General features: G+C 65.3%; 19 protein-coding genes and 1 tRNA gene. 13 read left to right on the top strand and 7 right to left on the bottom strand.

Features of this window, described 5'->3' with window-relative positions:
* The first annotated feature begins 23 nt into the window (after window positions 1-23).
* From XH87_RS13285 to XH87_RS13235, 11 genes are all read left to right on the top strand, one after another.
* Window positions 24-2,354: an acetamidase/formamidase family protein gene (locus tag XH87_RS13285; protein WP_271587629.1), complete on the top strand. Its 2,331-nt coding sequence runs from the start codon at window positions 24-26 to the stop codon at window positions 2,352-2,354.
* 14 nt (window positions 2,355-2,368) lie between these two features.
* Window positions 2,369-2,752, top strand: a complete 384-nt coding sequence (locus tag XH87_RS13280; RefSeq protein WP_271587628.1) for a RidA family protein — start codon at window positions 2,369-2,371, stop codon at window positions 2,750-2,752.
* Window positions 2,753-3,091: 339 nt separating this feature from the next.
* A complete protein-coding gene (locus XH87_RS13275; RefSeq protein ID WP_035713846.1) occupies window positions 3,092-4,255 on the top strand; it encodes a PspA/IM30 family protein in 1,164 nt (387 codons plus the stop codon).
* A gap of 10 nt (window positions 4,256-4,265) precedes the next feature.
* A complete protein-coding gene (locus XH87_RS13270; RefSeq protein ID WP_035713849.1) occupies window positions 4,266-4,925 on the top strand; it encodes an OB-fold-containig protein in 660 nt (219 codons plus the stop codon).
* A 22-nt stretch (window positions 4,926-4,947) separates the two neighbouring features.
* The gene (locus XH87_RS13265) at window positions 4,948-6,645 is read left to right on the top strand and encodes a flotillin family protein (RefSeq protein ID WP_271587608.1); all 1,698 of its coding nucleotides are present in this window, start codon (window positions 4,948-4,950) and stop codon (window positions 6,643-6,645) included.
* A 159-nt stretch (window positions 6,646-6,804) separates the two neighbouring features.
* Window positions 6,805-6,879, top strand: a tRNA-Asn gene (locus tag XH87_RS13260).
* A 213-nt stretch (window positions 6,880-7,092) separates the two neighbouring features.
* Window positions 7,093-7,272, top strand: coding sequence for a hypothetical protein (locus XH87_RS13255; RefSeq protein ID WP_035713856.1), 180 nt, complete (start codon window positions 7,093-7,095; stop codon window positions 7,270-7,272).
* 132 nt (window positions 7,273-7,404) lie between these two features.
* Entirely contained in the window at window positions 7,405-8,067 is a 663-nt protein-coding gene (locus XH87_RS13250) for a protein-L-isoaspartate O-methyltransferase family protein (protein ID WP_271587607.1), read from the top strand.
* Between the two features lie 205 nt (window positions 8,068-8,272).
* Complete coding sequence (locus tag XH87_RS13245) at window positions 8,273-9,658, top strand: TolC family outer membrane protein (protein WP_271587606.1); 1,386 nt, start codon at window positions 8,273-8,275, stop codon at window positions 9,656-9,658.
* Window positions 9,659-9,959: 301 nt separating this feature from the next.
* Window positions 9,960-10,733, top strand: a complete 774-nt coding sequence (locus XH87_RS13240) for a PopZ family protein (RefSeq protein WP_271587605.1) — start codon at window positions 9,960-9,962, stop codon at window positions 10,731-10,733.
* 126 nt (window positions 10,734-10,859) lie between these two features.
* Window positions 10,860-13,736 carry a valine--tRNA ligase gene (locus XH87_RS13235; protein ID WP_271587604.1) on the top strand — a complete coding sequence of 959 codons (2,877 nt, stop codon included), beginning with the start codon at window positions 10,860-10,862 and terminating at the stop codon, window positions 13,734-13,736.
* Between the two features lie 103 nt (window positions 13,737-13,839).
* On the opposite strand, the gene XH87_RS13230 is transcribed toward XH87_RS13235, so the two are convergent.
* Window positions 13,840-14,442, bottom strand: a complete 603-nt coding sequence (locus tag XH87_RS13230) for a DNA-3-methyladenine glycosylase (RefSeq protein WP_271587603.1) — start codon at window positions 14,440-14,442, stop codon at window positions 13,840-13,842.
* 130 nt (window positions 14,443-14,572) lie between these two features.
* On the opposite strand from XH87_RS13230, the gene lipA reads away from it, so the two are divergent.
* A complete protein-coding gene (gene lipA / locus XH87_RS13225; protein ID WP_271587602.1) occupies window positions 14,573-15,529 on the top strand; it encodes a lipoyl synthase in 957 nt (318 codons plus the stop codon).
* 6 nt (window positions 15,530-15,535) lie between these two features.
* Window positions 15,536-16,006 carry a type II toxin-antitoxin system RatA family toxin gene (locus XH87_RS13220; RefSeq protein WP_035713876.1) on the top strand — a complete coding sequence of 157 codons (471 nt, stop codon included), beginning with the start codon at window positions 15,536-15,538 and terminating at the stop codon, window positions 16,004-16,006.
* Window positions 16,007-16,143: 137 nt separating this feature from the next.
* Here the strand turns inward: XH87_RS13220 and XH87_RS13215 are convergent, their stop codons facing one another.
* The 6 genes from XH87_RS13215 to XH87_RS13190 are packed head-to-tail and all read right to left on the bottom strand — an operon-like array spanning window position 16,144 to window position 21,301.
* Window positions 16,144-16,959, bottom strand: coding sequence for a c-type cytochrome (locus XH87_RS13215; protein WP_271587601.1), 816 nt, complete (start codon window positions 16,957-16,959; stop codon window positions 16,144-16,146).
* Entirely contained in the window at window positions 16,959-18,581 is a 1,623-nt protein-coding gene (locus tag XH87_RS13210) for a b(o/a)3-type cytochrome-c oxidase subunit 1 (protein WP_271587600.1), read from the bottom strand. The genes XH87_RS13215 and XH87_RS13210 overlap by 1 nt, the downstream gene beginning before the upstream one ends.
* The gene (locus XH87_RS13205; protein WP_271587599.1) at window positions 18,568-19,137 is read right to left on the bottom strand and encodes a cytochrome C oxidase subunit II; all 570 of its coding nucleotides are present in this window, start codon (window positions 19,135-19,137) and stop codon (window positions 18,568-18,570) included. Before XH87_RS13205 ends, XH87_RS13210 begins: the two co-directional genes overlap by 14 nt.
* Window positions 19,134-19,310 (bottom strand): hypothetical protein, encoded by a 177-nt coding sequence (locus XH87_RS13200; RefSeq protein ID WP_035713137.1) that lies wholly within the window; start codon window positions 19,308-19,310, stop codon window positions 19,134-19,136. The genes XH87_RS13205 and XH87_RS13200 overlap by 4 nt, the downstream gene beginning before the upstream one ends.
* Window positions 19,311-19,329: 19 nt before the next feature.
* Window positions 19,330-20,583 carry a cytochrome c gene (locus XH87_RS13195; RefSeq protein ID WP_442868266.1) on the bottom strand — a complete coding sequence of 418 codons (1,254 nt, stop codon included), beginning with the start codon at window positions 20,581-20,583 and terminating at the stop codon, window positions 19,330-19,332.
* Between the two features lie 10 nt (window positions 20,584-20,593).
* Window positions 20,594-21,301, bottom strand: coding sequence for a c-type cytochrome (locus tag XH87_RS13190; RefSeq protein ID WP_271587598.1), 708 nt, complete (start codon window positions 21,299-21,301; stop codon window positions 20,594-20,596).
* Window positions 21,302-21,401: the final 100 nt, after the last annotated feature.

The following is a 21,401-nucleotide window of genomic DNA, read 5'->3' as shown; positions in this document are numbered from 1 at the left end:
CGACTGCAACCTGGGTCGATCCGATGAGCTTCCGGCCGTTCACAAGCGAGTCCTACGCGCAAGATGACCGTCCCGAAGCCTGGCGGGACGTGCTGGCGGCGGTCGGCCTGCAACCGGCGGGCGGTCACAGCAATTTCGACGGACACGCGACCGCCTCGCATCGCCATGCCGCAGGTGTTGCGCTGACGCGCATGGCTGCGGGCGCGCAGAGCGTTGCTCCGCTCTCACGAGCGAGCGAAGATCTTCCCATCGCGCTGATGCCGGTCGAGGACGGCATGGTGCTGAAGAGCGCCGGAAGTCATCGTATCGTACCCGTCGGTCATCTCGTGCTGCTGCCGCGCAGCGGCGACTGGAGCATCGTGTTCCAGCGTGACATGCGCGCCATCGTGCTGTCGGTGACCTCGGGGGCGCTGCGCGGACGCCTCTCGGGCAAGCCGCGGCTGGGCGAGCCCCGCGTCGTGCCACCGAGCGGCTTTGCCGACGTATTCTCGCGTCTGCTCGATGCTACTGCACGGACGCTCGACACCCTGAGCGATGCCGAATGGAATTCGCTCGCGCAATCGCTCGTCGATCTGCTGCTGACGCTCACGCATCAGCTGGCGGCCTCGAGCTCCGATGCCGGATCGAGTGCTACGCAGGCTGCGCTCCTGCACCGGATCTGCCAGGCCATCGAGCGTCGGCTCGACGATCCCGATCTGGTGCCGGCGCGCGTCGCGCAGGCCGAAGGGATTTCCGAGCGCTACCTGCAAAAGCTGTTCGAGACGGTCGGGGACAATTTCACCCACTACGTTCGCGAGCGCCGCCTCCAGCGCGCCTGGGCGGACCTCTCCAACCCGACCGAGGCACATCGCTCGATCTCCGAGATCGCCTACGCCTATGGCTTTGGCGATTCCGCGCATTTCAGCCGCGCCTTCCGCCATCGTTTCGGCCTGCCGCCACGCGAGTTTCGCCAGCAGGAAGCGGAGCGAGCGACTGCACAGCACGGCGCCGCCGGCCAGCGCGGCTGGCCGCAGGAGGCACTGGCGCAGCTTCGCGCCCATCAGAGCGCGGAGACGCGCAGCAGTGTCGCCTGTGCCGGCGCCGAGGCGCGGACGTCTGCCGAACGTCGTCACCACCATCTCCCGGTCGAGGCCAGCCGCGTCCATTGGGGCTATTTCAGCCGCTCGCTGCCGCCGCAGATCGAGATCGCCTCGGGCGATACCATCACCATCGAGACGCTGACCCAGCACGCTTCTGACGATCCCGAGTTGATGATCGCCGGCGATGCCGCCGCCGAAAGCGTGTTCGGCTGGACGCGGGACAGGAAGAACGTCGACCGCCGCGGCGCAGGGCCCATGGATGCGAGCGTGTTCGGCCGCGGCGCCGGCGAGGGGTTCGGCGTGCACATCTGCACCGGGCCCGTCGCCGTGAAGGACGCCCAGCCCGGCGATGTGCTGGAGGTGCGCATCCTCGACATCGTGCCGCGGGCGAGCCGCAATCCGAACCATGCGGGCCGCGTGTTCGGCTCCTCGGTCGCAGCGTGGTGGGGCTATCACTACAACGAGTTTCTCGGCGGTCCCAAGCCGCGCGAAGCCGTCACCATCTACGAGATCTTCGACGCCGCCGAGGGGCCGCACGCCCGCGCGCTCTACTCCTACCGCTGGGAGCCGCAGACCGATCCGTTTGGCGTCGTACACGCCACTTACGACTACCCCGGCGTTCCCGTCGCGCCCGCCACGATCAAGCGTCGCCATGCCGTACTCGACGGCATCAAGATTCCCCTGCGTCCGCATTTCGGCGTGATCGCCGTGGCGCCGCGCGAGGTCGATTTCGTCGATTCCGTGCCGCCGTCCTATTTCGGAGGCAATCTCGACAATTGGCGGCTGGGGAAGGGGGCAACCGTGTATCTTCCGGTCTCGGTGCCCGGTGCGCTGCTGTCGGTCGGCGATCCCCATGCCGCGCAAGGCGATGGCGAGCTTAGCGGCACCGCGATCGAGTGCTCGATGACCGGCACCTTCGAGGTGATCCTGCACAAGAAGGCCGATCTCGCCGGCCAGCCCTTCGCCGATCTCTCCTACCCCCTGATCGAGACCGCCACCGATTGGGTCCTGACCGGCTTCAGCCACCCGAACTATCTCGCGGAGTTCGGCGCGCAAGGGCAAAGCGAGGTCTACGCAAAGTCGTCGCTCGATCTCGCCATGAAGGATGCGTTCCGAAAGATGCGGCGCTTCCTGATGAACGTCAAAGGCCTCAGCGAGGACGAGGCGATCGCGCTGATGTCGGCAGCCGTCGATTTCGGCGTCACGCAGGTGGTCGACGGGAATTGGGGAGTTCACGCCATCCTCAGCAAGCGCCTGTTTCAGGACGCCCCTTGACAAAGGACACCCAGGTGAAATTCCACATGATCAGCGGCGGACCGAAGCCGGTCGCGCCTTTCAGCCACGCGGTGGAAACCGATGGGTTCGTCTTCGTCACCGGCCAGATGCCGGACACGCCTCGGGCGCCGGGCGTGCTGCCCGAGGGCATCGTCGCGCAGACCCGTGCGGTGATGGAGAACCTGAAAGTGGTGCTCGCCGGCCTCGATCTCGGCCTCGAGCACGTCGTGATGACGCGCGTGTATCTGACCCGCTTCAATGAGGACTACGCCGCGATGAACGAGACCTACCGCACGTTCTTCGCGCCGGATCGCCTGCCGGCCCGCACCTGCGTCGGCGTCACCGGGCTTGCCTACGACGCGCTGATCGAAATCGATCTGGTATGCCGGCGGCCGTGACGGTCCGTGGCCTGGATGGAGCGCGGGCGCCCAGCCGGCATCCGACCTTCTCTGCGCCCTGACAGAGGAGCCCTTCTCGGAAAGACTCTGAATTGCCTTGTCGCAAGCGCGCCTCGCAACGACGAGGAGAGAGCTGCGCATCACGGATTGCCGAACGTTCCCTGCATTTCGCCTCAAATTGCAACCCATGCGTGCATGAAGTCTTGATTGGCTTTGATCTAGAGGTGATCGCCCGGCTTGAACGCAGGCCCGGACCTCGGCGACTAACAGACAAAGTGCACAAGGATCAGTGGAACGTGATCGAGCTTCCTCTTCCTAAAGCACTAAGATGGTGCTTTAGTGCTTTTCATGAGCCCGTCGCCCAAAAACGCTCCGTCCGCGCTGCGTTACAGGCTTGCCCCTGATCCGGCCGCCACGGCCGCCATCGAGGCGACGTTTAGGGCTTATGACCGCATGATGGAGATCCTCGACGAGGTGGCACGGACCCACAATGTTGGCTCCAACGTCGTCCTGCTGCATGCCCATGCCTATGAACCGATCCGCAAGCAGACCGCGCTGCCGTCGCGGCTGGTGACGCTGGGCCTGCGCGACCGCGCCGAGTATCGCGCGGCGCAAGGGCGCCGCCTGCCGCTCGACGACAAGCTCGCCAAGATCAAGGGGCCCGCCACCATTTCGATCGCGACCGTGCAAGGGCGCTTCAGCGTGCCCTTCGACTATGCCGGCTATGCCGAGGGCTGGGGGCAGAGCGTGCCGGCGCGCCTCATCCGCACCGACGACGGTTTCGAAGTTCACTACGGCGTCACGCCGAACAGCCTGCCAGAGGAGGAGAACGCCATGGATACCATCGCTGCCGCTCCCGACAATTTCCTGTCCCGGGTCGGGCGCCTGATCGCCGGGATCGCTTATGACGCGATCGAGCAGGCGGAAGGCAAGAACAAGCTGAAGGTGGTCGGACAGGCCATCCGCGAAATCGAGCGCGCCGAGACGGAAGCGCGCGATGCGCTCGCCGCTGCGCGTGCCGGGGAATATCGCCTCAACGCACGCCGCACCGAGATCGAACGCGAAATGGCCGATCTCGCCCCCAAGATCGAGGGCGCGATCGCTGACAGCCGCGACGATCTCGCGCGCGCCGGCATCGCGCGGCAGATGGATCTGGAAGCGCAGTTCGAGGTGCTCTCCCGCGCCATCGACGAGAACAACGAGAAGATCGAGCAATGCGTGACGTCGCTGCGTGCGGTGTTGTCGGCGCTCCAGGATGCCGAGCAGCGCCGCGCCGATCTCGAAAAGAGCGAGGCTGCCGCCAGCCACGAGGCGTCAACGTCGCCCCGGAAGCCCGGCGGCGCCTCGGCGGCGGCGAAAGCGCTGCGTGCGGGTAGGGCGGTGGCGCGCACCACCGGTGTCCCGGCCGCGATCCCGTTTTCGAGCGACATCGACGAGCTTAGCGCGCTCCATCGCGACAGGGAAATTGCGGCGAGGCTCGCGCGGTTGAAGTCGCGCTCCTGAGTGTCGCGTCATGAGCGCTCTGCTCGAACATGTCATGGCGCCGGAGGTCAGGCCCTTCGCGATCGCGGCGGCCATGATCGTCATTGTCGGCTCGATCGAGGTGATCTCGATGCTGGTCGGAGCCTCCTTGAGCGAGATGCTCGGCACCAACATCGATTTCGCTCATCCCAGCGACAATGGCGTCATCAACGCCATCTCCTGGATCAATGTCGGCGGCGTGCCGCTCTTGATCTTCCTGCTGCTGCTGCTCGGCGCCTTCTCCATCACCGGATTCCTGATCCAGGACATCGCGCGGATGGTCGCGGGGCCCTTGCCGGCGACGGTCGCCTCGGTCGGGGCCGCCGTGGCGTCGGTTCCGTTGGTCCGCGCCACAAGCAGGGCCATCGCGCGGGTCATTCCCAAGGACGAAAGCTACGCCGTCGGCCTCGGCGATCTCGTCGGCCGCATCGGTGAGGTCGTCATCGGTCCGCTCGACCAGGGACCGCCTGGCCGCGTCAGCGTCGCCGACGTCCACGGCAACCGTCATTTCGTCTCGGCGGTCGCGGCCCCGTCATCGTTACCTTTGCCGCAGGGAACCATGGTCCTCCTGGTCGACCGCGATGGCACGCGTTTCGTGGCGGTGAAAGCCGACGATGAACTCAAGCCGTCCAGACCCACTCTAAGCAGTTAGCAAGCCACCAGCGGAGAAAGTCATGTTCGACATCGCAGTCCCGGCCTTGATCGGCGTCGCGCTGATCGTCGTTCTGGGAATCGTCTTCACCATCCTCTACAAGCGCGCTACGCGCGACGAGGCCTTCGTGCGCACCGGGCTCGGTGGCAAGAAGGTCGTGCTCGACGGCGGCGCCATGATCCTGCCGATCTTCCACTCCTATGCCAGCGTCAATCTGAAGACCCTGCGGCTCACCGTCGAGCGCAAGGAGCGGGAATCCCTCATCACCAAGGACCGCCTGCGCGTCGACATCGTTGCCGAGTTCTATGTGCGTGTCCGCCCCGACGAGGAGAGCATCGCGCTCGCGAGCCAGACGCTCGGCGCATTGACGAACGATGCCGAGGCGCTGCGCAACCAGGTCGAGGCGAAGTTCGTCGACGGCCTGCGCTCTGTGGCGGCGACCATGAGCATCCTGGAGCTCCAGGAGAAGCGCTCGGACTTCGTCAAGCACGTGCAGTCGACGGTCGAGTCCGACGTGAAGTCGAACGGCCTCGAGCTGGAATCCGTGTCGCTCACAAAGCTCGACCAGACCGACGTCAAGTTCTTCAACCCCGAGAACTTCTTCGACGCCGAAGGTCTCACCCAGCTCAAGACCGTCACCGAGACCCGCCGGCGCGACCGCAATGCCATCGTGCGCGACAACGAAGTGGCGATCGCGCAAAAGGATCTCGAAGCGCGGCAGCAGACCCTCGGCATCGAGCGGACCAAGAAGGAGGCCGAGCTGTCGCAGGAGCGCGACATCGCCAACAAGACCGCCAGCACCCGCGCCGAGGTCGCAACCGCGACGCAAACCGCGCGTCTGACCGAGGAGAACGCCCGTATCGACACCGACAGGGCGGTCGCCGAGAAGGAGGCCGGCGCCAAGCAGGTCAAGGAAACCGCGGTGATCGAGTCGGATCTGGCGATCAACAAGCGCAAGACCGACGCGCAGCGCGAGATCCAGATCGCGACGCAGGAGAACGAGATCCAGATCGCGGCGAAGAGCAAGCAGACCTCGGAAGCCGTCGCCGAAGCCAAGACCGCCGAAGCACTCGCGGTCTCCGCAGAGGAGAAGGTCGTGACCGCGCGCGCCGTCGAAGTCGCCGATCGCGCCCGCCTCACCCAGGTGCTCGCCGCGCGCACCGAGGCCGAGCGCAAGTCGACCGAGCTGATCGTGGCGGCCGAGGCGGAGAAGAATGCCGCGCTCGACCGCGCAGAGGCCATCACCACGCTGGCCACCGCCGAAGCCGAGTCCAACAAGATCAAGGCCGTCGGCGTCCGCAACATCGGCGAGGCGGAAGCTGCCGTCATCACGATGAAGAACGAGGCGCAGAACAAGCTCGGCAGCAACGTCATCGATTTTGAGATCGCCAAGAAGCGGATCGAGACGATGCCCTCGGCTCTGGCCGAGATGGTGAAGCCGATCGCGAACCTCAAGGATGTCCGTATCCTGCACACCGGCGGCGCGTTCGGCGGCAGCGGCAACGGCGCGGCCGGCAATGTCGGCTTCGGCGAAGGACTCGCCGGCGAGCTCCTCAAGGTGCATGCGCTGCGTCCGATGATCGACGAGATCCTGCGACAGAGCGGCTTTGCGCCGGGCGACGATCCCGTGAAGGCGCTGGTCGGCGCCGTGACGGGGAAGAGCAACGGCGCGGCCGTGCCGGTGCCAGTGCCGGAGAAGACAAACGCCGCCGATCTATGAATGCCCGTTCATTGCTGCGGAAAAGTCGAAACGATAGAAACAGGAGGAGGGGTCGTTCAGGCCCTTCCTCAAGTACGTTTGGATGATGACGAATTCGTCCTTTGCAAGCGCAAGCGGCTTTGTTATACGCAGCCGCGCGCGAACGAATGGTTCGCCTTTTCCTCGGTAGCTCAGCGGTAGAGCATCCGACTGTTAATCGGATGGTCGCTGGTTCGAATCCAGCCCGGGGAGCCAAATCTTTTCGAAAATTCAACGGTTTGCGCTCGCGGCTTGATATCGCGCGCGAGCTTGTTCTCGTGACTTTGGAACAGGCTGCTTGGGCGATCCAGCGGGGAATCGCGCTCGAACAGATGTGTGCGCGGGCACGGGCGCGCCACGCCGGCGGCGCCAAATCGACTCAATTCACATCGAGCATCGAGCTGCCGGACATTTACGGAGCCGATTCCCATGCCAGAGATCCAGGTCGACCGCGCCCATATGGCCCCCTCGATTCTACCGGCTGACGTTCCCGATCTCAGCGACGATGAATGCCTCGCCTGTCTGGCGCGCGCGGTCGAGACGCCGGATTCGGCACGGCTGGACGAGGTCGCCGCTCTGATCGGCCGGCTCGCGGTGGCGATCGAATAAGGCCGGTCGCCCCCTGATTGGGGAGGCGCGCAGGCCTGTGACGGCCAACGGCCATGTTGCGTTTTGACCGAGCATGCTCCAAAGATGCCGCGAATTTTCTCCGCGGCATAGTCCGCATTGCAGGGGCCGCAAATGTCCGGTTTTTCGACCGCGCGCCAAAAAATGGTCGATGGCCAGGTGCGCACCAGTGACGTCACCGATCGCCGTGTTCTCGATGCCATGCTTACGGTTCCGCGCGAGGCTTTCGTGCCGGCTGTCCGCCAGGCCCTGGCTTACCTCGACCTCGACCTCGACGTGAGCGAAGGCGCCGCCAAGCGGTTCCTGATCAAGCCGGCGCTGACCGGCAAACTGCTCCAGGCCGCCGAAATCGGCGAGGGCGACAACGTGCTGGTCGTCGGCTGCGCCACCGGCTACCTCGCCGCGCTGGCCGCCAGACTCGCGCGGCAGGTCACCGCGACCGAATGCGATTCGACTTTGGCCGCGAAGGCCAGGGACGCTTTTACGGCCCTCGGGCTTGCCAATCCCACCTGCAAGGTGGCGGCCTGCCCCGAGGGGGACCCTTCTGCCGCGCCTTATGATGTGATCGTCCTCAACGGCGCGGCGGAGGTGATGCCGGAAGCCCTGCTCGGGCAGCTGAAGGAGGGGGGGCGCCTGGTGGGGGTGTCGGCCGAATCCAGGCCGCCGCGGGCCACGATCGTGACCCGTACCCACGGTGAATTCGGCCATCGGGCCCTGTTCGATGCCGCAGCCCCGGTCCTTCCCGGGTTGGAACGGGCCGCCGCTTTCGTCTTCTGACGGCCTAAAACTCGCCCAAATTCCGTTCTGAATCAGAAGTGTGGCCGGGATGCTGCACGTGAAGAGTTTCCACTGAGAACCACCCTCGGGTAGTTCCGTCGCGCTTGACCGCGTCCTATGTTGCGGCGGGGCAATGACTCCACTTGTAGACGGTAACCCAGCTCGCGGGCACGAGCCGGGCGCTAGAATGAACGGAATTTCAGGGATGCATGGGGTGAAGCTCTTCACCGGAGCTGCGGTTTCGGTCCTGTTGCTGGCGCTTGCCGGGCCGACGCCTGCCTTGGCGGAGACGATGGAAGGCGCGCTGGTGCGCGCCTATCAGGACAATCCGCAGCTCAACGCGCAACGCGCCCAAGTGCGCTCGACTGACGAAAACGTGCCGCAGGCCTTGTCAGGCTATCGCCCGCGGGTCTCGCTGACAGCGAGCGGCGGTTATCAGTATCAGGACCTGCAGAGTGCCCCGGGCACCGACTCATTCCATGGAACCAGGCTGCCTCGCAGCGCTGCGCTGACCGCTACGCAGACGCTCTATAATGGCAACATCACGGCCAATCGGGTTCGCGGCGCAGAGCACCAGGTCTCGGGCGCGCGCGAGGGACTGCGCAATCTCGAACAGAGCGTCCTGTTCTTGGCGGCACAGACCTACATGGACTATCTGCGCGATTCGGCGACGGTGGAGGTCAACAAGAGCAACGTCCGCGTGCTCGAGCAGACGTTGAAGCAGACCCGCGACCGCTTCAACGTCGGCGAAGTCACCCGCACTGACGTGGCGCAATCGGAAGCGCAATTGGCTGCAGGGCGAACGCTGGAGCAGCAGTCCGAGGCCACGCTGACGGCGACGCGCGCGACCTATCGCCGCGTGATCGGCAACGAGCCTGTCAACCTTGCACCCGGCTCGCCAGTCGATCGTTTGCTGCCGGCATCGCTGGCAAAAGCGGTCGAGCTTGCGCTGACTGAAAACCCGACAGTCACAGCAGCGATGTTCGGCATCGATGTCGCCTACATGAGCGTGAAGATCAATGAAGGCGCGCTGCTGCCGACGGTCACGTTGCAGGCGACCGCCCAGCAGGCAAACGAACAGTCCTTGATTCAGATGCGCTCGTTCACCGCATCGGCGATCGCGCAGGTCTCGGTGCCGATTTATCAAGGCGGCGGTGAATATTCGCTGATCCGGCAATCCAAGGAGTCGCTGGCCCAGCAGCGTCTCACGCTCGACCAGACTCGTGACCAGGCTCGCGCTGACACCGCATCTGCCTGGGGCCTGCTCCAGTCATCCAAAGCGCAGGTGGCGTCCGCACAAGCCCAGGTGGCAGCATCCGAGATCGCGCTGAACGGTGTGCGCGAGGAGGCAAAGGCCGGGCAGCGCACCACGCTCGACGTTCTCAATGCGCAGCAGGCGCTGGTCAACGCCCGGATCAGTCTCGTGAACGCGCAGCATGATCGCGTTGTGAATTCCTACAGGGTCCTCAGCACCGTTGGCCGTCTGTCGCCGCAGGTGCTTGGTCTGCGGACCACGACCTACGACCCCAGCGTTCACTACCATCAGGTCCGCGACAGCTGGGCCGGCGTGCGCACGCCCGACGGACGCTGATTCCCGCAATCATCCGGTCGGCCTCGCGAACAGCCGAGGTCGACCGGTGCTTTGCTTGCAATCGTCAAAATCCCTGACATAGCCTTGCCAAGATGATGCGGGTCGATTCGCCCGCATCAATGTCGTGTGCGTAAGCTTGGGTGCCGGGGCAGGGGCGCACCGCTGCACGTTGAGCCGTGATCTGGGGACAAGTCGGGCTGCCGCGATGAAAATGACGGGCCTCCCGTTGCGGAACCGGCCAATCCTGCCGTGCTTGGTGTAAAACAACGCATGCGAGGGCGTTGATGATGTGGAGTCGGAGATGACGCAGCCTGCAAAGGTCACAGAACCCTCGATGGAGGAGATTCTGGCCTCGATCCGGCGCATCATTGCCGACGATGAGGCAAAGCCCCCGCCGGCTGAGGCCGCCAAGCCCGAGAAGGCTGCCGCGCCCGCGGCGCCGCCGAAGCCGCAGGCCGTGAACGACGCTCCGCCATCCAAGGTCGCTCCCGCAAAACCTGCCGCCGAGAAGCCTGCGCCGCCAGTTGCGAAACCGGCTCCGGCGCCGCCGCCACCCGGACCCTCGGCGGATGCAGCCAACAGCCAGGACGATATCGACGCGCTGTTGGCGGGGCTCGACGCGGCCACGCCCGCGCCCGAGGTCCGCGCGCCCGAGCCCGAACCGGAGCCCGAGCCTGAGCCCGACGTGCTCGAATTGACCGACGAAATGGCGATGGATCCGACGCCGCCTCCGCCGCCACCGAGCTTCCGCAAGGTCGAGCCGCGCGACGATCTTGAATTCGCCGAATCGCCGCCGCGTCCGACGCCGCCACCGTCCTACGCGCCGGTGGACTTCGATGCGCCTCCGCTGCCGCCGCAGCAGCCGATCCTCGCGCAATCGACGGTTTCCGCGGTCGAATCCGCCTTCAACTCCCTGGCCCATACGGTGCTCAGCAGCAATGCACGGACGCTGGAGGATCTGGTCAAGGAGATGCTGCGGCCCATGCTGAAGTCCTGGCTCGACGACAACCTGCCGGGCCTCGTCGAACGCATCGTGAAGGCCGAAATCGAACGGGTCTCGCGCGGCGGCCGCTGAGAAGGGGCCATGCGGCCCCGATAAAGCCCTGCTCCTGCGTCATATTCGGCCCGCGGCCCGGGCCCGAGGGCCTGCCGATGAGCTTCCCGTTGACTTGAACCGCGCGCGCGGCTTTCTAGCAGCCCCATGATCGAGAAAAATTACCAGCCCGCCGATATCGAAACCCGCATGTCCGTGGTGTGGGAGGACAGCCTTGCCTTCAAGGCCGGCCGCCCCGATCGCCGCAACGCCGCGCCTTTCACCATCGTGATTCCGCCGCCGAACGTGACGGGCTCGCTGCACATGGGCCATGCCCTCAACAACACGCTGCAGGACATCCTGTGCCGGTTCGAGCGCATGCGCGGCCGCGACGTACTATGGCAGCCGGGCACCGACCACGCCGGCATCGCCACCCAGATGGTGGTCGAGCGGCAGCTGATGGAGCGGCAGCAGCCCGGCCGCCGCGAGATGGGCCGCGAGAAGTTTCTGGAGCGGGTCTGGCAGTGGAAGGCCGAGAGCGGCGACACCATCATCAACCAGCTCAAGCGTCTCGGCGCCTCCTGCGACTGGTCGCGCGAGCGCTTCACCATGGACGAGGGCCTGTCGAAAGCCGTCGTCAAGGTGTTCGTCGAGCTGCACCGCGAGGGGCTGATCTACAAGGACAAGCGGCTGGTGAACTGGGACACCAAGCTGCTCACCGCGATCTCCGACCTCGAAGTGCAGCAGACCGAGGTCAAGGGGCACCTCTGGTACCTGCGCTATCCGATCGAAGGGAAGACCTTCAATCCCGAGGATACCTCGAGCTTTATCGTCGTCGCCACCACGCGCCCCGAGACCATGCTCGGCGACACCGGCGTGGCCGTGCATCCCGAGGATGAGCGCTATCAGAAGCTCGTCGGCAAGAACGTGATCCTGCCGCTGGTCGGCCGCAGGATTGCGATCGTCGCCGACGAGTACTCCGATCCGGAGAAAGGCTCGGGCGCGGTGAAGGTGACGCCGGCCCACGACTTCAACGATTTCGAGGTCGGCAATCGCCACGGCCTGCGCCGGATCAGCGTGCTCGACAGGGAAGGTTGTCTCGATCTCCTCGACAACGAGGACTATCTGCGCGAGCTGCCCGAAGGCGCCGCGCAATTCGCCGAGGAGTTCCACAAGGTCGACCGCTTCGTGGCACGCAAGCGTATCGTCGAGCGGCTGGAATCGTTCGGCTTCGTCGAGCGGATCGAGCCGCACACCCACATGGTGCCGCATGGCGACCGCTCCAATAGCGTGATCGAGCCGTACCTGACTGACCAGTGGTATGTCGATGCCAAGACGCTGGCCAAGCCTGCGATCGCGGCGGTGCGCTCGGGCGAAACGTCCTTCGTGCCGAAAAACTGGGAAAAGACCTATTTCGAGTGGATGGAGAACATCCAGCCCTGGTGCATTTCGCGCCAGCTCTGGTGGGGCCACCAGATCCCGGCCTGGTACGGCCCGGACGGCAAGGTGTTCGTCGCCGAGACCGAGGAAGAGGCGATCAGCCACGCGCTCGGCTATTACGTCGAGCAGGAGGTCATCACGGCCGAGCAGGGCCGCGAGATGGCGCTCGACCGCAACAAGCGCGAGGGCTTCATCTCCCGTGACGAGGACGTGCTCGACACCTGGTTCTCCTCTGCGCTGTGGCCGTTCTCGACGCTCGGCTGGCCCGACGATACGCCGGAAGTCGAGCGCTACTATCCGACCAACGCGCTGGTGACCGGCTTCGATATCATCTTCTTCTGGGTCGCCCGCATGATGATGATGGGCCTGCACTTCATGAAGGAGGTGCCGTTCTCGACGATCTACATCCACGCCCTCGTCCGCGACGAGAAGGGCGCCAAGATGTCGAAGTCGAAGGGCAACGTCATCGATCCGCTCAACCTGATCGACGAATACGGCGCCGACGCGCTGCGCTTCACGCTGGCCGCGATGGCGGCGCAGGGACGCGACATCAAGCTCGCCACCAGCCGCGTCGAGGGCTATCGCAATTTCGCGACAAAGCTCTGGAACGCGTGTCGCTTCGCCGAGATGAACCATTGCGTCGTGCCTGAGGGCTTCGAGCCGGCGAAGGCCAAGGAGACGCTGAACCGCTGGATCGCGCATGAGAGCGCGCACACCACGCGCGAGGTGACCGAGGCGATCGAAGGCTATCGCTTCAACGATGCCGCAGGCAGCATCTACCGCTTCGTCTGGAACGTCTATTGCGACTGGTATGTCGAGCTCGCAAAGCCCGTGCTGCTCGGTCCGGACAGCCCCGCCAAGGACGAGACCCGCGCCATGGTCGCCTGGGCGCGCGACGAGATCCTCAAGCTGCTGCATCCCTTCATGCCCTTCATCACCGAAGAGCTGTGGGAGGTGACGGCCAAGCGCGACGGCCTGCTCGCATTGGCGCCGTGGCCGCTGAAGCCGGCCGAGCCGACGCCGGAGCAACTCGCGATGCTCGCGGCGACGACGGGGCCGACCGATCCGCTCGTCTCGCCGGCCTGGGTGCTGCCGATCTTCGACCATGCCGACTTCACCGACCCCAGGGCCGAGGCCGAGATCGGCTGGGTGATCGACCTCATCACGCAGATCCGCTCGGTGCGCGCCGAGATGAACATCACGCCGGCGACGTTGACGGCGCTGGTGCTTGCGGGCGCATCCGCCGAGACCAGGGAGCGCGCGCCGCGCTGGACCGATGTCATCAAGCGCATGGCGCGGCTGTCGGACATCTCCTTCGCCGACCGCGCGCCCGATGGCGCAGTGCAGCTGCTGGTGCGCGGCGAGGTGGCCGCGCTGCCGCTCAAAGGCGTGATCGACGTCGCCGCCGAGCGGACGCGTCTCGACAAGGAGATCACCAAGGCCGACGCCGACATCAAGCGTGCCGAGTCCAAGCTGGCGAACGAGAAATTCGTCGCCAACGCCGCCGAGGAGGTCGTCGAGGAGGAGCGCGACAAGCGCGAAGCCGCCCTGGCCCGCAAGGCCAAGCTGCTCGAGGCGCTGGAGCGGCTGAAGCAGGCGTCGTAGGACGCCCGTCATTCCGGGATGGTCCGAAGGACCAGACCCGGAGATTCTACGGTGCGCAATTGCGCACCGTAGTTCGGCTCTTCGAGCGGCCCCGGAATGACAGTCACTTTGGAAACGGCTTGCTCAAGAACTTCGAGCCCCTGATGCCATAGCGCCAGGGCCGCTCCACCGCCTTCGTGATTCCGATCCGGATGCCGGTCGCGACCTCGACATCCTCCGTCCGCGCATGCAGCGCGATTGGCGGGCGGTCCAGTGGCAGCGCGTTGTGCGCGATGGTGATGCCGAGCGCTTCGGTCAGCTTGCCCGGCCCCGAGCACAGTGCATGCGCGTCCTGCAGATGCCGCCGTCGGCGCATCGCAGCCAGGCCATGCGTCGGCTCCAGCGCACGGATCAGGACGGCGCTGGCCGAGCCTTCCCTCTCGCAGACGAAGTTCACACACCAGTGGATGCCATAGGAGCGGTAGACATAGGCAAAGCCGGGCGGGCCGAACATCACCTGGTTCCGCGGCGTCGGCCCATTGTAGGAGTGCGCGGCCGGGTCGGTATGATGATAGGCCTCGACCTCGACGATGATCCCGCCGATTCCATCGACCAGCATGGTCGCGCCGATCAGGTCGGGCGCGACCTCATGGACGCTGCGGCCGAAAAAGGCGCGCTTCAGGGCCTTGCCGAGCCGTGGTGTGGATGCTTTCGAGGTTGGAGCCATTCGAGGTGAGAATCGCCTGAGAACAGAGCAGGATATTGCCCATATCTGCCATGTTCCCTGAGGCGGCGCGAGCCGGGTTGCGGCAGGCAGCCAGACCGACTAGGTAGGACCTGAACAGACCGGACACCCCATGGTCGTTATTGTCGATACCATCTCGAACCCGCTGCGCCCGCGCCACCCCGAAAAGGTGAATCGCCCCGACTCCGCTTCGCCGCCGAAGCCGGACTGGATCCGCGTGCGCGCACCCAACACCCGCGGCTATGCCGATACCCGCAACATCGTGCGGTCCAACGGCCTGCACACGGTGTGCGAGGAGGCGGGCTGCCCGAACATCGGCGAGTGCTGGGACAAGAAGCACGCCACCTTCATGATCATGGGGTACACCTGCACCCGTGCCTGCGCCTTCTGCAACGTCAAGACCGGCCTGCCCAATGCACTGGATGCGGCCGAGCCGCAGAACGTCGCCGAGGCCGTGGCCAAGCTGGGCCTGGCCCACGTCGTCATCACCTCCGTCGACCGCGACGACCTCACTGACGGCGGCGCAGAGCATTTCGCCCAGACCATCCGCGCGATCCGGGCCGCCTGTCCATCGACCACGATCGAGATCCTGACGCCCGACTTCCTGCGCAAGGAGGGGGCACTCGAAATCGTCGTCGCGGCGAAGCCCGACGTCTTCAACCACAATCTCGAGACGGTGCCGTCGCGCTATCTCACGGTGCGGCCCGGCGCCCGCTATTTCCACTCGATCCGGCTGCTGCAGCGGGTCAAGGAGCTCGATCCCACCATCTTCACCAAGTCCGGCATCATGGTCGGCCTCGGCGAGGAGCGCCACGAGGTGCAGCAGGTGATGGACGATCTGCGCTCGGCCGACGTCGATTTCCTGACCATCGGGCAATATCTCCAGCCGACCCGCAAGCACCACGCCGTGATGCGCTATGTGCCGCCGGACGAGTTCGGTTCTTACGAGAAGGTCGCCTACACCAAGGGCTTCCTGATGGTGTCGGCGAGCCCGCTGACGCGCTCGTCGCATCATGCCGGCGAGGATTTCGCGAGACTGAAGGCTGCGCGGGCAGCTCACGCCCGCTGACGTACCATGCATCGCGTTTCGAGCAAGCACCGCGTCAATCACAGCGCGTCCGAGATGTTCGATCTGGTCGCCGACGTCGAGCGGTACCCCGAATTCGTGCCGCTGTGCAGCGCGCTGAAGGTCCGCCAGCGCATGGCGAAACCCGACGGCACCGAAGTGCTCGTTGCCGACATGACGGTGTCGTTCAAGCTGGTCAAGGAATCCTTCACCAGCCGGGTGACGCTCGACCGCGCCAATCTGAAAATCCTGGTCGAATATCTGCAAGGCCCTTTCAGAAGCCTTGAAAACCGCTGGACGTTCGAGCCCAAAGGGGACGGCGTCTGCGACGTCGGTTTCTTCCTCGCCTACGAATTCAAGAGCCGCATGCTGGCGATGCTGATGGGCTCGATGTTCGACGCCGCCTTCGCGCGCTTCTCCACCGCGTTCGAGAAGCGGGCGGACGCGATCTACGGCCGGCCGAAGCTGGCGTCGTCGTAGCTGCTCCGCGCACCGCTCTTTCCATCGTCGTTGCGAGCGCAGCGAAGCAATCCAGAATCTTTCCGCGGAGGCATTCTGGATTGCTTCGTCGCAAGGGCTCCTCGCAATGACGGTGGAGAGGCCGGTGCGCTAAACGATCAATCCACCGCCTTCACCACATCCGGCGGCTGAGAAGCATAGTATGCCGCGGCCTGCTCGATCTCCTGCGGCGTCATCGCGCGCGCGACGTTGCGCATTTGCTGGCTGATGTCGTTGCGCCGTTCGCCGGAGGCGAAAGCCTGGAGCTGCGCTTTCATGTAGGCCTCGGACTGGCCCTCCAGCCATGGGCTGCCGGTCTTGTTGTCGAGGCTGCCGTGGCAGGAGCCGCAGGGCGCGATCCCGCGCATCGGCGCGCCGTAGATGACGATGTTGGGTTTCGGGAGCTGCGGCGTCGGGTGATAGGCCGGAAGCCGCGGCAGATAGGCGTAGTACATCGAGAGATCGGCGATCTCCTGGTCGGTCAGGTTGATCGCGAACGGCGACATCACGGCATTGGTGCGCGCGCCTGACCGGAAGTCGTGCAGCTCCTTGTAGATCACGGCCGCATACTGGCCGGCGAGATTGGGCGAGTCCGCGCGGCTGATGCCGGTGGGGCCGTGGCAGATCGCGCAGCGCTGCGCCAGCGTGGCGCCGCGGCCGATCGCCTCCTGGTTCGATCGTGACAAGGTGCTCGAGGTGAGCACGACCTCGGACAGGCGCACGGTCTCCTCCGGCGCCGCCACGGTCGGGGCGCGCTGCGGCACGCCGGCGGCGCTGCAGATCGCGTCCCAGACATTGGCGAATTGCACCCAGGGCTGCGCGAAGGGCAGCACGATGAACCCGGCAATCGCGGTCACGATCAGGATCGCCGCGGTGATGCCGACGCCGATCCTGAAATGCCTGTTACTGAAGCTGAAGAGGTCGCGGGCGCTCATCACTGCGCTCCCACATAGACGGCCGGCACCGAGGTGCCTTCGGTCAGCGCCAGCGTCAGGATCGGGTAACCGTAATTGGTGATGGTGAGACCGATCATCAGCGCCACCCACAGCGCATGGGTGTTGAGCGCGACAGGCACGGTCGCGGGCTGGTGCACGGCCAGCGCAAAGCGATAGGGGCCGGCCGCAGCCTCGGGTGCGCGCATGCCGCGCGCGAGAATGACCAGGAAGAGGATGCCGGAGGCCAGCAGGATGAAGCCGCCGAACGCGGAGAAGGTGACGGAGAGCCCCTGCGGCGCGATCGCGGGATCGCCGAAGTCGAAATAGGCCATGCGGCGCGGCATGCCCAAAATGCCGACCCAGTGCCACGGGAAGGTGGTGACGATCATGCCGATGAACCACAGCCAGAGCTGGGTGAGGATCAGGCGCAGGTCGATCAGCTCGCGCCCGGTCAGATGCGGCCACAGATCATAGGCGATCGCAAAATACATGATCACGATGGCGCCGCCGAAGATCAGGTGGAAATGGCCGGTGATCCACTGCGTGTTATGGATTGAGGCATCGAGCTGGTAGCTCATGTTGATGAGGCCGCCGGCGCCGCCGAAGCCGAGCATGACGAAGGAGAAGGCCAGCGCCAGCATCATCGGATTGTCCCAGGGCAGGGCCCTGATCCAGCCGAACATGCCGCGCCCGCCGCGCAGGCGTGCGGCGATCTCGACGGAGGCGCAGATCGTGAACACGGTCAGCAGCGTCGGCAATGCCACCAGCGCTGTGAAAGCCGAATGGATGAACTTGAAGCCGGCGCCGACTTGCGGATCGGCAAAGGTGTGATGCATGCCGATCGGCATCGCCACCACCAGGAACAGGATGAAGGAGATCCGCGCCATGCTGTCGGAGTAGACCCGGCCCCCGATCGCGCGCGGCACGATGGTGTAATAGGCGATGTAGGTCGGCATCAGCCAGAAATAGACGATCGCGTGCAGCGTCCAGGAGAAGAACACCCGTGCCAGGCCGGCGTCGATGGTGGCCTTCAGTCCCGCCGCAACGGGAATGATCTGGAGCAACAGCTCGAGAGCCGCGCCGACCGCGGTCCATGCCCACAGATACGAGCCCGCGACATTGGCGAACATGGCGAGCGGCACCGGCGCGCCGGGATGGGCCTTGCGCCAGACGCGCAGATTGATCGACATCAGCGCGACCCAGATCCAGGAGCCGACCACGACCAGCACCACGCCGAGATAGTAGAACACGTTCCCGATCAGCGGCGGATAGAAGGTGTAGAGCACGGAGGCGCGCCCCATTGCGATCGGGACCACCGCCATGATGCTGCCGATCACGATCAGCCAGAAGCCGGCCCAGGCCCAGCGGACGCCGACCAGGCGCTGCTCCAGCGCGGACTCGCTGATGGCGTAGCCGAATCCCATCGCGACCAGGGTCGGGAACACGTAGCCCATCACCGTGCCGTGCGCGGTCAGCGAGCGGTAATAGAGCTCGGGGTTCGAAAGCCAGGTGCCGATCGGACTGCGGATGAACATCTGCCAGGCGCCGAGCGTGAGCGCGACGCCAAACACCGCGAAGGCCAGCCAGAAATGGGCGAGGATGAGCTTCCTATTGGCCAACACAGCTCAGCCTCCCGCCACCCTTCGCGCGGCCGGCGAATTCAGTCTTGTCGATCACCTTGACCTTGCCCCACATGCCTTCGTGACCAAAACTGCAAAACTCCTGGCAGGGCATCAGATAGTCGCCGGTCTTCGTAAAGCGCATGAGCTGCTCGGAAATGTAGCCGGGCACCAGCATGGTGTTGACGTTGGTGCCCTGGATCAGGATGCCGTGCACGACATCGGCGCTGGTGGCGCGCAGCGTGATCGGCGTGTCCGCGGGCACCAGGATGCAGGCCGGCGTGAAGGAATATTGCTGCCCGATCGCGCGCACGGTCACATTGCCATTGGCCTCCAGCACGCTGCCGAGATTGCTCTCGACGAATTCGCCGGAGAGATGCAACCGCGATGGATCGGTGGTCTCGACGCGCGGTTGCGGCATGGTTGCACGATGGATGCCGGCGAATGCCGCGAGCAGCGCCATGCCGACGATGATGGCCACGGCAATCGTCGCCCAGCGCCGCTCGACGCGGGCCGCGACCTCGGCGCTGGCGCTGCCATGGGTGTCTTCTGCGCTCATTGCAGCGGCCCGCGTGGCAGGAAGACGAACAGGTAGAAGGCGAGCCACATCGCGACCACGCAGGCGGTGGCGAGGCCGGCGACCACGATCGCACCGGACGGGCCTTGTGCGACGACCTCTTCGACGGCCTGGTCGGCGGCGGCTGGGCTGGTCGGCGGATCGGAATTGATCATGATGGATCTCTGGCGTCTCTCAGTTCAGCGGTGCGGACCGCAGCTCGTTGGCCTCGCGTGCCGAGATCGGCGTGCCGCGATTGCCCCAGGCGGTGCGGATATAGGAGACGACGGCGGCGATCTCGTTGTCGGACAGAAGTCCCGCGAAGGGTGGCATGCCGTAGGGCATCGGATTGCCCTTGGTGCCCGGCGGATAGCCGCCATTGAGCACCATGCGGATCGGATTGACCGCCGACTGCATCTCGATCGACTGATTGTTGGCGAGCGGCGGCCAGTGCGGCGGCTTGCCTTCGCCCTGCGTGCCGTGACAGCTCGCGCAGTGCTTGTCGTAGACGGTCTTGCCGAGGCTGATCAGCAGGCTGCTCTCGGTGGTCGGCAGCCTCGAGCTTGCCGGCGACGGAGGCGAGGGCTCCGCAATGCTCTTCAGGTACACCGCCATCGCCCTGGTGTCCTCATCGTTGAGATATTGCAGGCTGTTGTGCACGACCTCGGCCATCGGGCCGTAGACGACGCCGCGCATGGAGACGCCGGTCTGGAGCAGGTCGGTGATGTCCTTGATGCTCCAGTCGCCGAGCCCTGCCTCGCGATTTGACGTGAGCGAGGGCGCGTACCAGTTCTGCATCGGGATCAGGCCGCCCTTGAAGGCCTCCGATTGCGAGGTGCCGCCGAGCGCGTTGATGGGCGAATGGCACATGCCGCAATGGCCGAGGCCCTCGACGAGGTAGGCGCCGCGATTCCATTCCGCGGATTTGGTCGGGTCAGGTTTGAACTCGCCCTCCGAAAAGTAAAGCGTGCGCCAGCCGAGGATCAACTGCCGGTTCGAATAGGGGAAGCGGAGATCGTGCTCACGATTGCGCTGGTTCACGGCAGGGATTGACTTCAGATAGGCGAAGATCGCCTCAGTATCGGCTCTCGTGACCTTGGTGTACGACGCGAACGGCATTGCCGGATACATCAATCCGCCGTCCGGAAAGCGGCCGTAGTGCATCGCCTTGTAGAAGTCTTCGGCAGTCCATTTGCCGATCCCGGTGTCGCGATCCGGCGTGATGTTGGAGGAATACAGGGTGCCGAAAGGCGTCGGCATCGCGCGTCCGCCGGCGAAGGTGCGCCCCTCGGGCGCCGTGTGGCAGGCGATGCAGTCGCCGGCCCGCGCCAGATATTCGCCGCGCGCGACGAGGCTGTCGCCGGGGGCGCCAGGCTTCGGCTGCGCCTCGGCGGACGCGCCGGCGAAGAGCAACAGCAATACGGCAAGGATTGGTGAACACGATCGCAATTCCGTCTCCTCAATCCGGTTCACTGCCGCAGGCGAACGGCAGCACGTACGTGCCCTTCGGGGCCGGCGCGATGTTCACAGGCGCCGGGCGGCTCGCGAGCCATGCCGCGACCGCCGTCACGTCTTCCTCGGTGAGCCGGGCAGCGACCTGCTGCATGCAGTCCGGCGCTGTCGCCGTGCGCGTGCCATAGCGCCAGGCTCCCAACTGCGCGCTGATGTAGTTCGGGCGCAGTCCGAGCAGACCCGGAATTCCCGGCTCCATTCCGGTCAGGGCCGGGCCATGGCAGCTCCCGCACGCCGGAACCTGGCGCTGCGGATCGCCCCGCGACACCAGTGACTGGCCGTGTTGCAGCACCTCCTTGCTTGCATCGCTTGCTGCCACGGGCGGCAGAGCGGGATGCTGATCCGCAAAGTAGTCGGCCATCTGCTGCAGGTACGGATCGGGGAGGAATTCGAGCAAATAGTTCATCGGCGGGTATTTTCGCCGGCCATTCTTGAAGGCAATAAGCTGGTTGTAGAGATAGCCGGCCGGCTTGCCGGCAAGCCGCGGGAAATAGACGTCGCTGGTGCCTTCGCCTTGATTGCCGTGACAGGGCGTGCAGGCCTCGACCCGCGCCGCCATCGTGTCCGGCGGCTGATTGGCCGTCTGTGCGGCCGCACCGCCAACGGCAGCCAAGGTGACAATCACGGCGGCCGAAGCCACGGCGCGAGCGAGCACTTTCGTCGCCCTCCACAGTTCTGGTCCGGTTGATTCCGGATCACATCGTAGAGCGGCATTATTGCGCCAATATTTTCGCGCGCAAGTTCGGATGCGTGTG

This window comes from Bradyrhizobium sp. CCBAU 53415 (assembly GCF_028128735.1).
Lineage (GTDB): Bacteria > Pseudomonadota > Alphaproteobacteria > Rhizobiales > Xanthobacteraceae > Bradyrhizobium.
The sequence above is the reverse complement of the archived record's forward strand: the minus strand, read 5'-3'. Positions and strand labels throughout refer to the sequence as shown.

What these genes read in the sequence shown, in the direction of transcription:
- XH87_RS13220 (WP_035713876.1), top strand. Translation starts at nt 15,536, where the DNA reads ATGCATCGCGTTTCGAGCAAGCACCGCGTCAATCACAGCGCGTCCGAG.
- XH87_RS13230 (WP_271587603.1), bottom strand. Translation starts at nt 14,442, where the DNA reads ATGGCTCCAACCTCGAAAGCATCCACACCACGGCTCGGCAAGGCCCTG.
- XH87_RS13255 (WP_035713856.1), top strand. Translation starts at nt 7,093, where the DNA reads ATGCCAGAGATCCAGGTCGACCGCGCCCATATGGCCCCCTCGATTCTA.
- XH87_RS13270 (WP_035713849.1), top strand. Translation starts at nt 4,266, where the DNA reads ATGAGCGCTCTGCTCGAACATGTCATGGCGCCGGAGGTCAGGCCCTTC.
- lipA (WP_271587602.1), top strand. Translation starts at nt 14,573, where the DNA reads ATGGTCGTTATTGTCGATACCATCTCGAACCCGCTGCGCCCGCGCCAC.
- XH87_RS13205 (WP_271587599.1), bottom strand. Translation starts at nt 19,137, where the DNA reads ATGAGCGCAGAAGACACCCATGGCAGCGCCAGCGCCGAGGTCGCGGCC.
- XH87_RS13235 (WP_271587604.1), top strand. Translation starts at nt 10,860, where the DNA reads ATGATCGAGAAAAATTACCAGCCCGCCGATATCGAAACCCGCATGTCC.
- XH87_RS13215 (WP_271587601.1), bottom strand. Translation starts at nt 16,959, where the DNA reads ATGAGCGCCCGCGACCTCTTCAGCTTCAGTAACAGGCATTTCAGGATC.
- XH87_RS13250 (WP_271587607.1), top strand. Translation starts at nt 7,405, where the DNA reads ATGTCCGGTTTTTCGACCGCGCGCCAAAAAATGGTCGATGGCCAGGTG.
- XH87_RS13285 (WP_271587629.1), top strand. Translation starts at nt 24, where the DNA reads ATGAGCTTCCGGCCGTTCACAAGCGAGTCCTACGCGCAAGATGACCGT.
- XH87_RS13265 (WP_271587608.1), top strand. Translation starts at nt 4,948, where the DNA reads ATGTTCGACATCGCAGTCCCGGCCTTGATCGGCGTCGCGCTGATCGTC.
- XH87_RS13245 (WP_271587606.1), top strand. Translation starts at nt 8,273, where the DNA reads ATGCATGGGGTGAAGCTCTTCACCGGAGCTGCGGTTTCGGTCCTGTTG.
- XH87_RS13200 (WP_035713137.1), bottom strand. Translation starts at nt 19,310, where the DNA reads ATGATCAATTCCGATCCGCCGACCAGCCCAGCCGCCGCCGACCAGGCC.
- XH87_RS13240 (WP_271587605.1), top strand. Translation starts at nt 9,960, where the DNA reads ATGACGCAGCCTGCAAAGGTCACAGAACCCTCGATGGAGGAGATTCTG.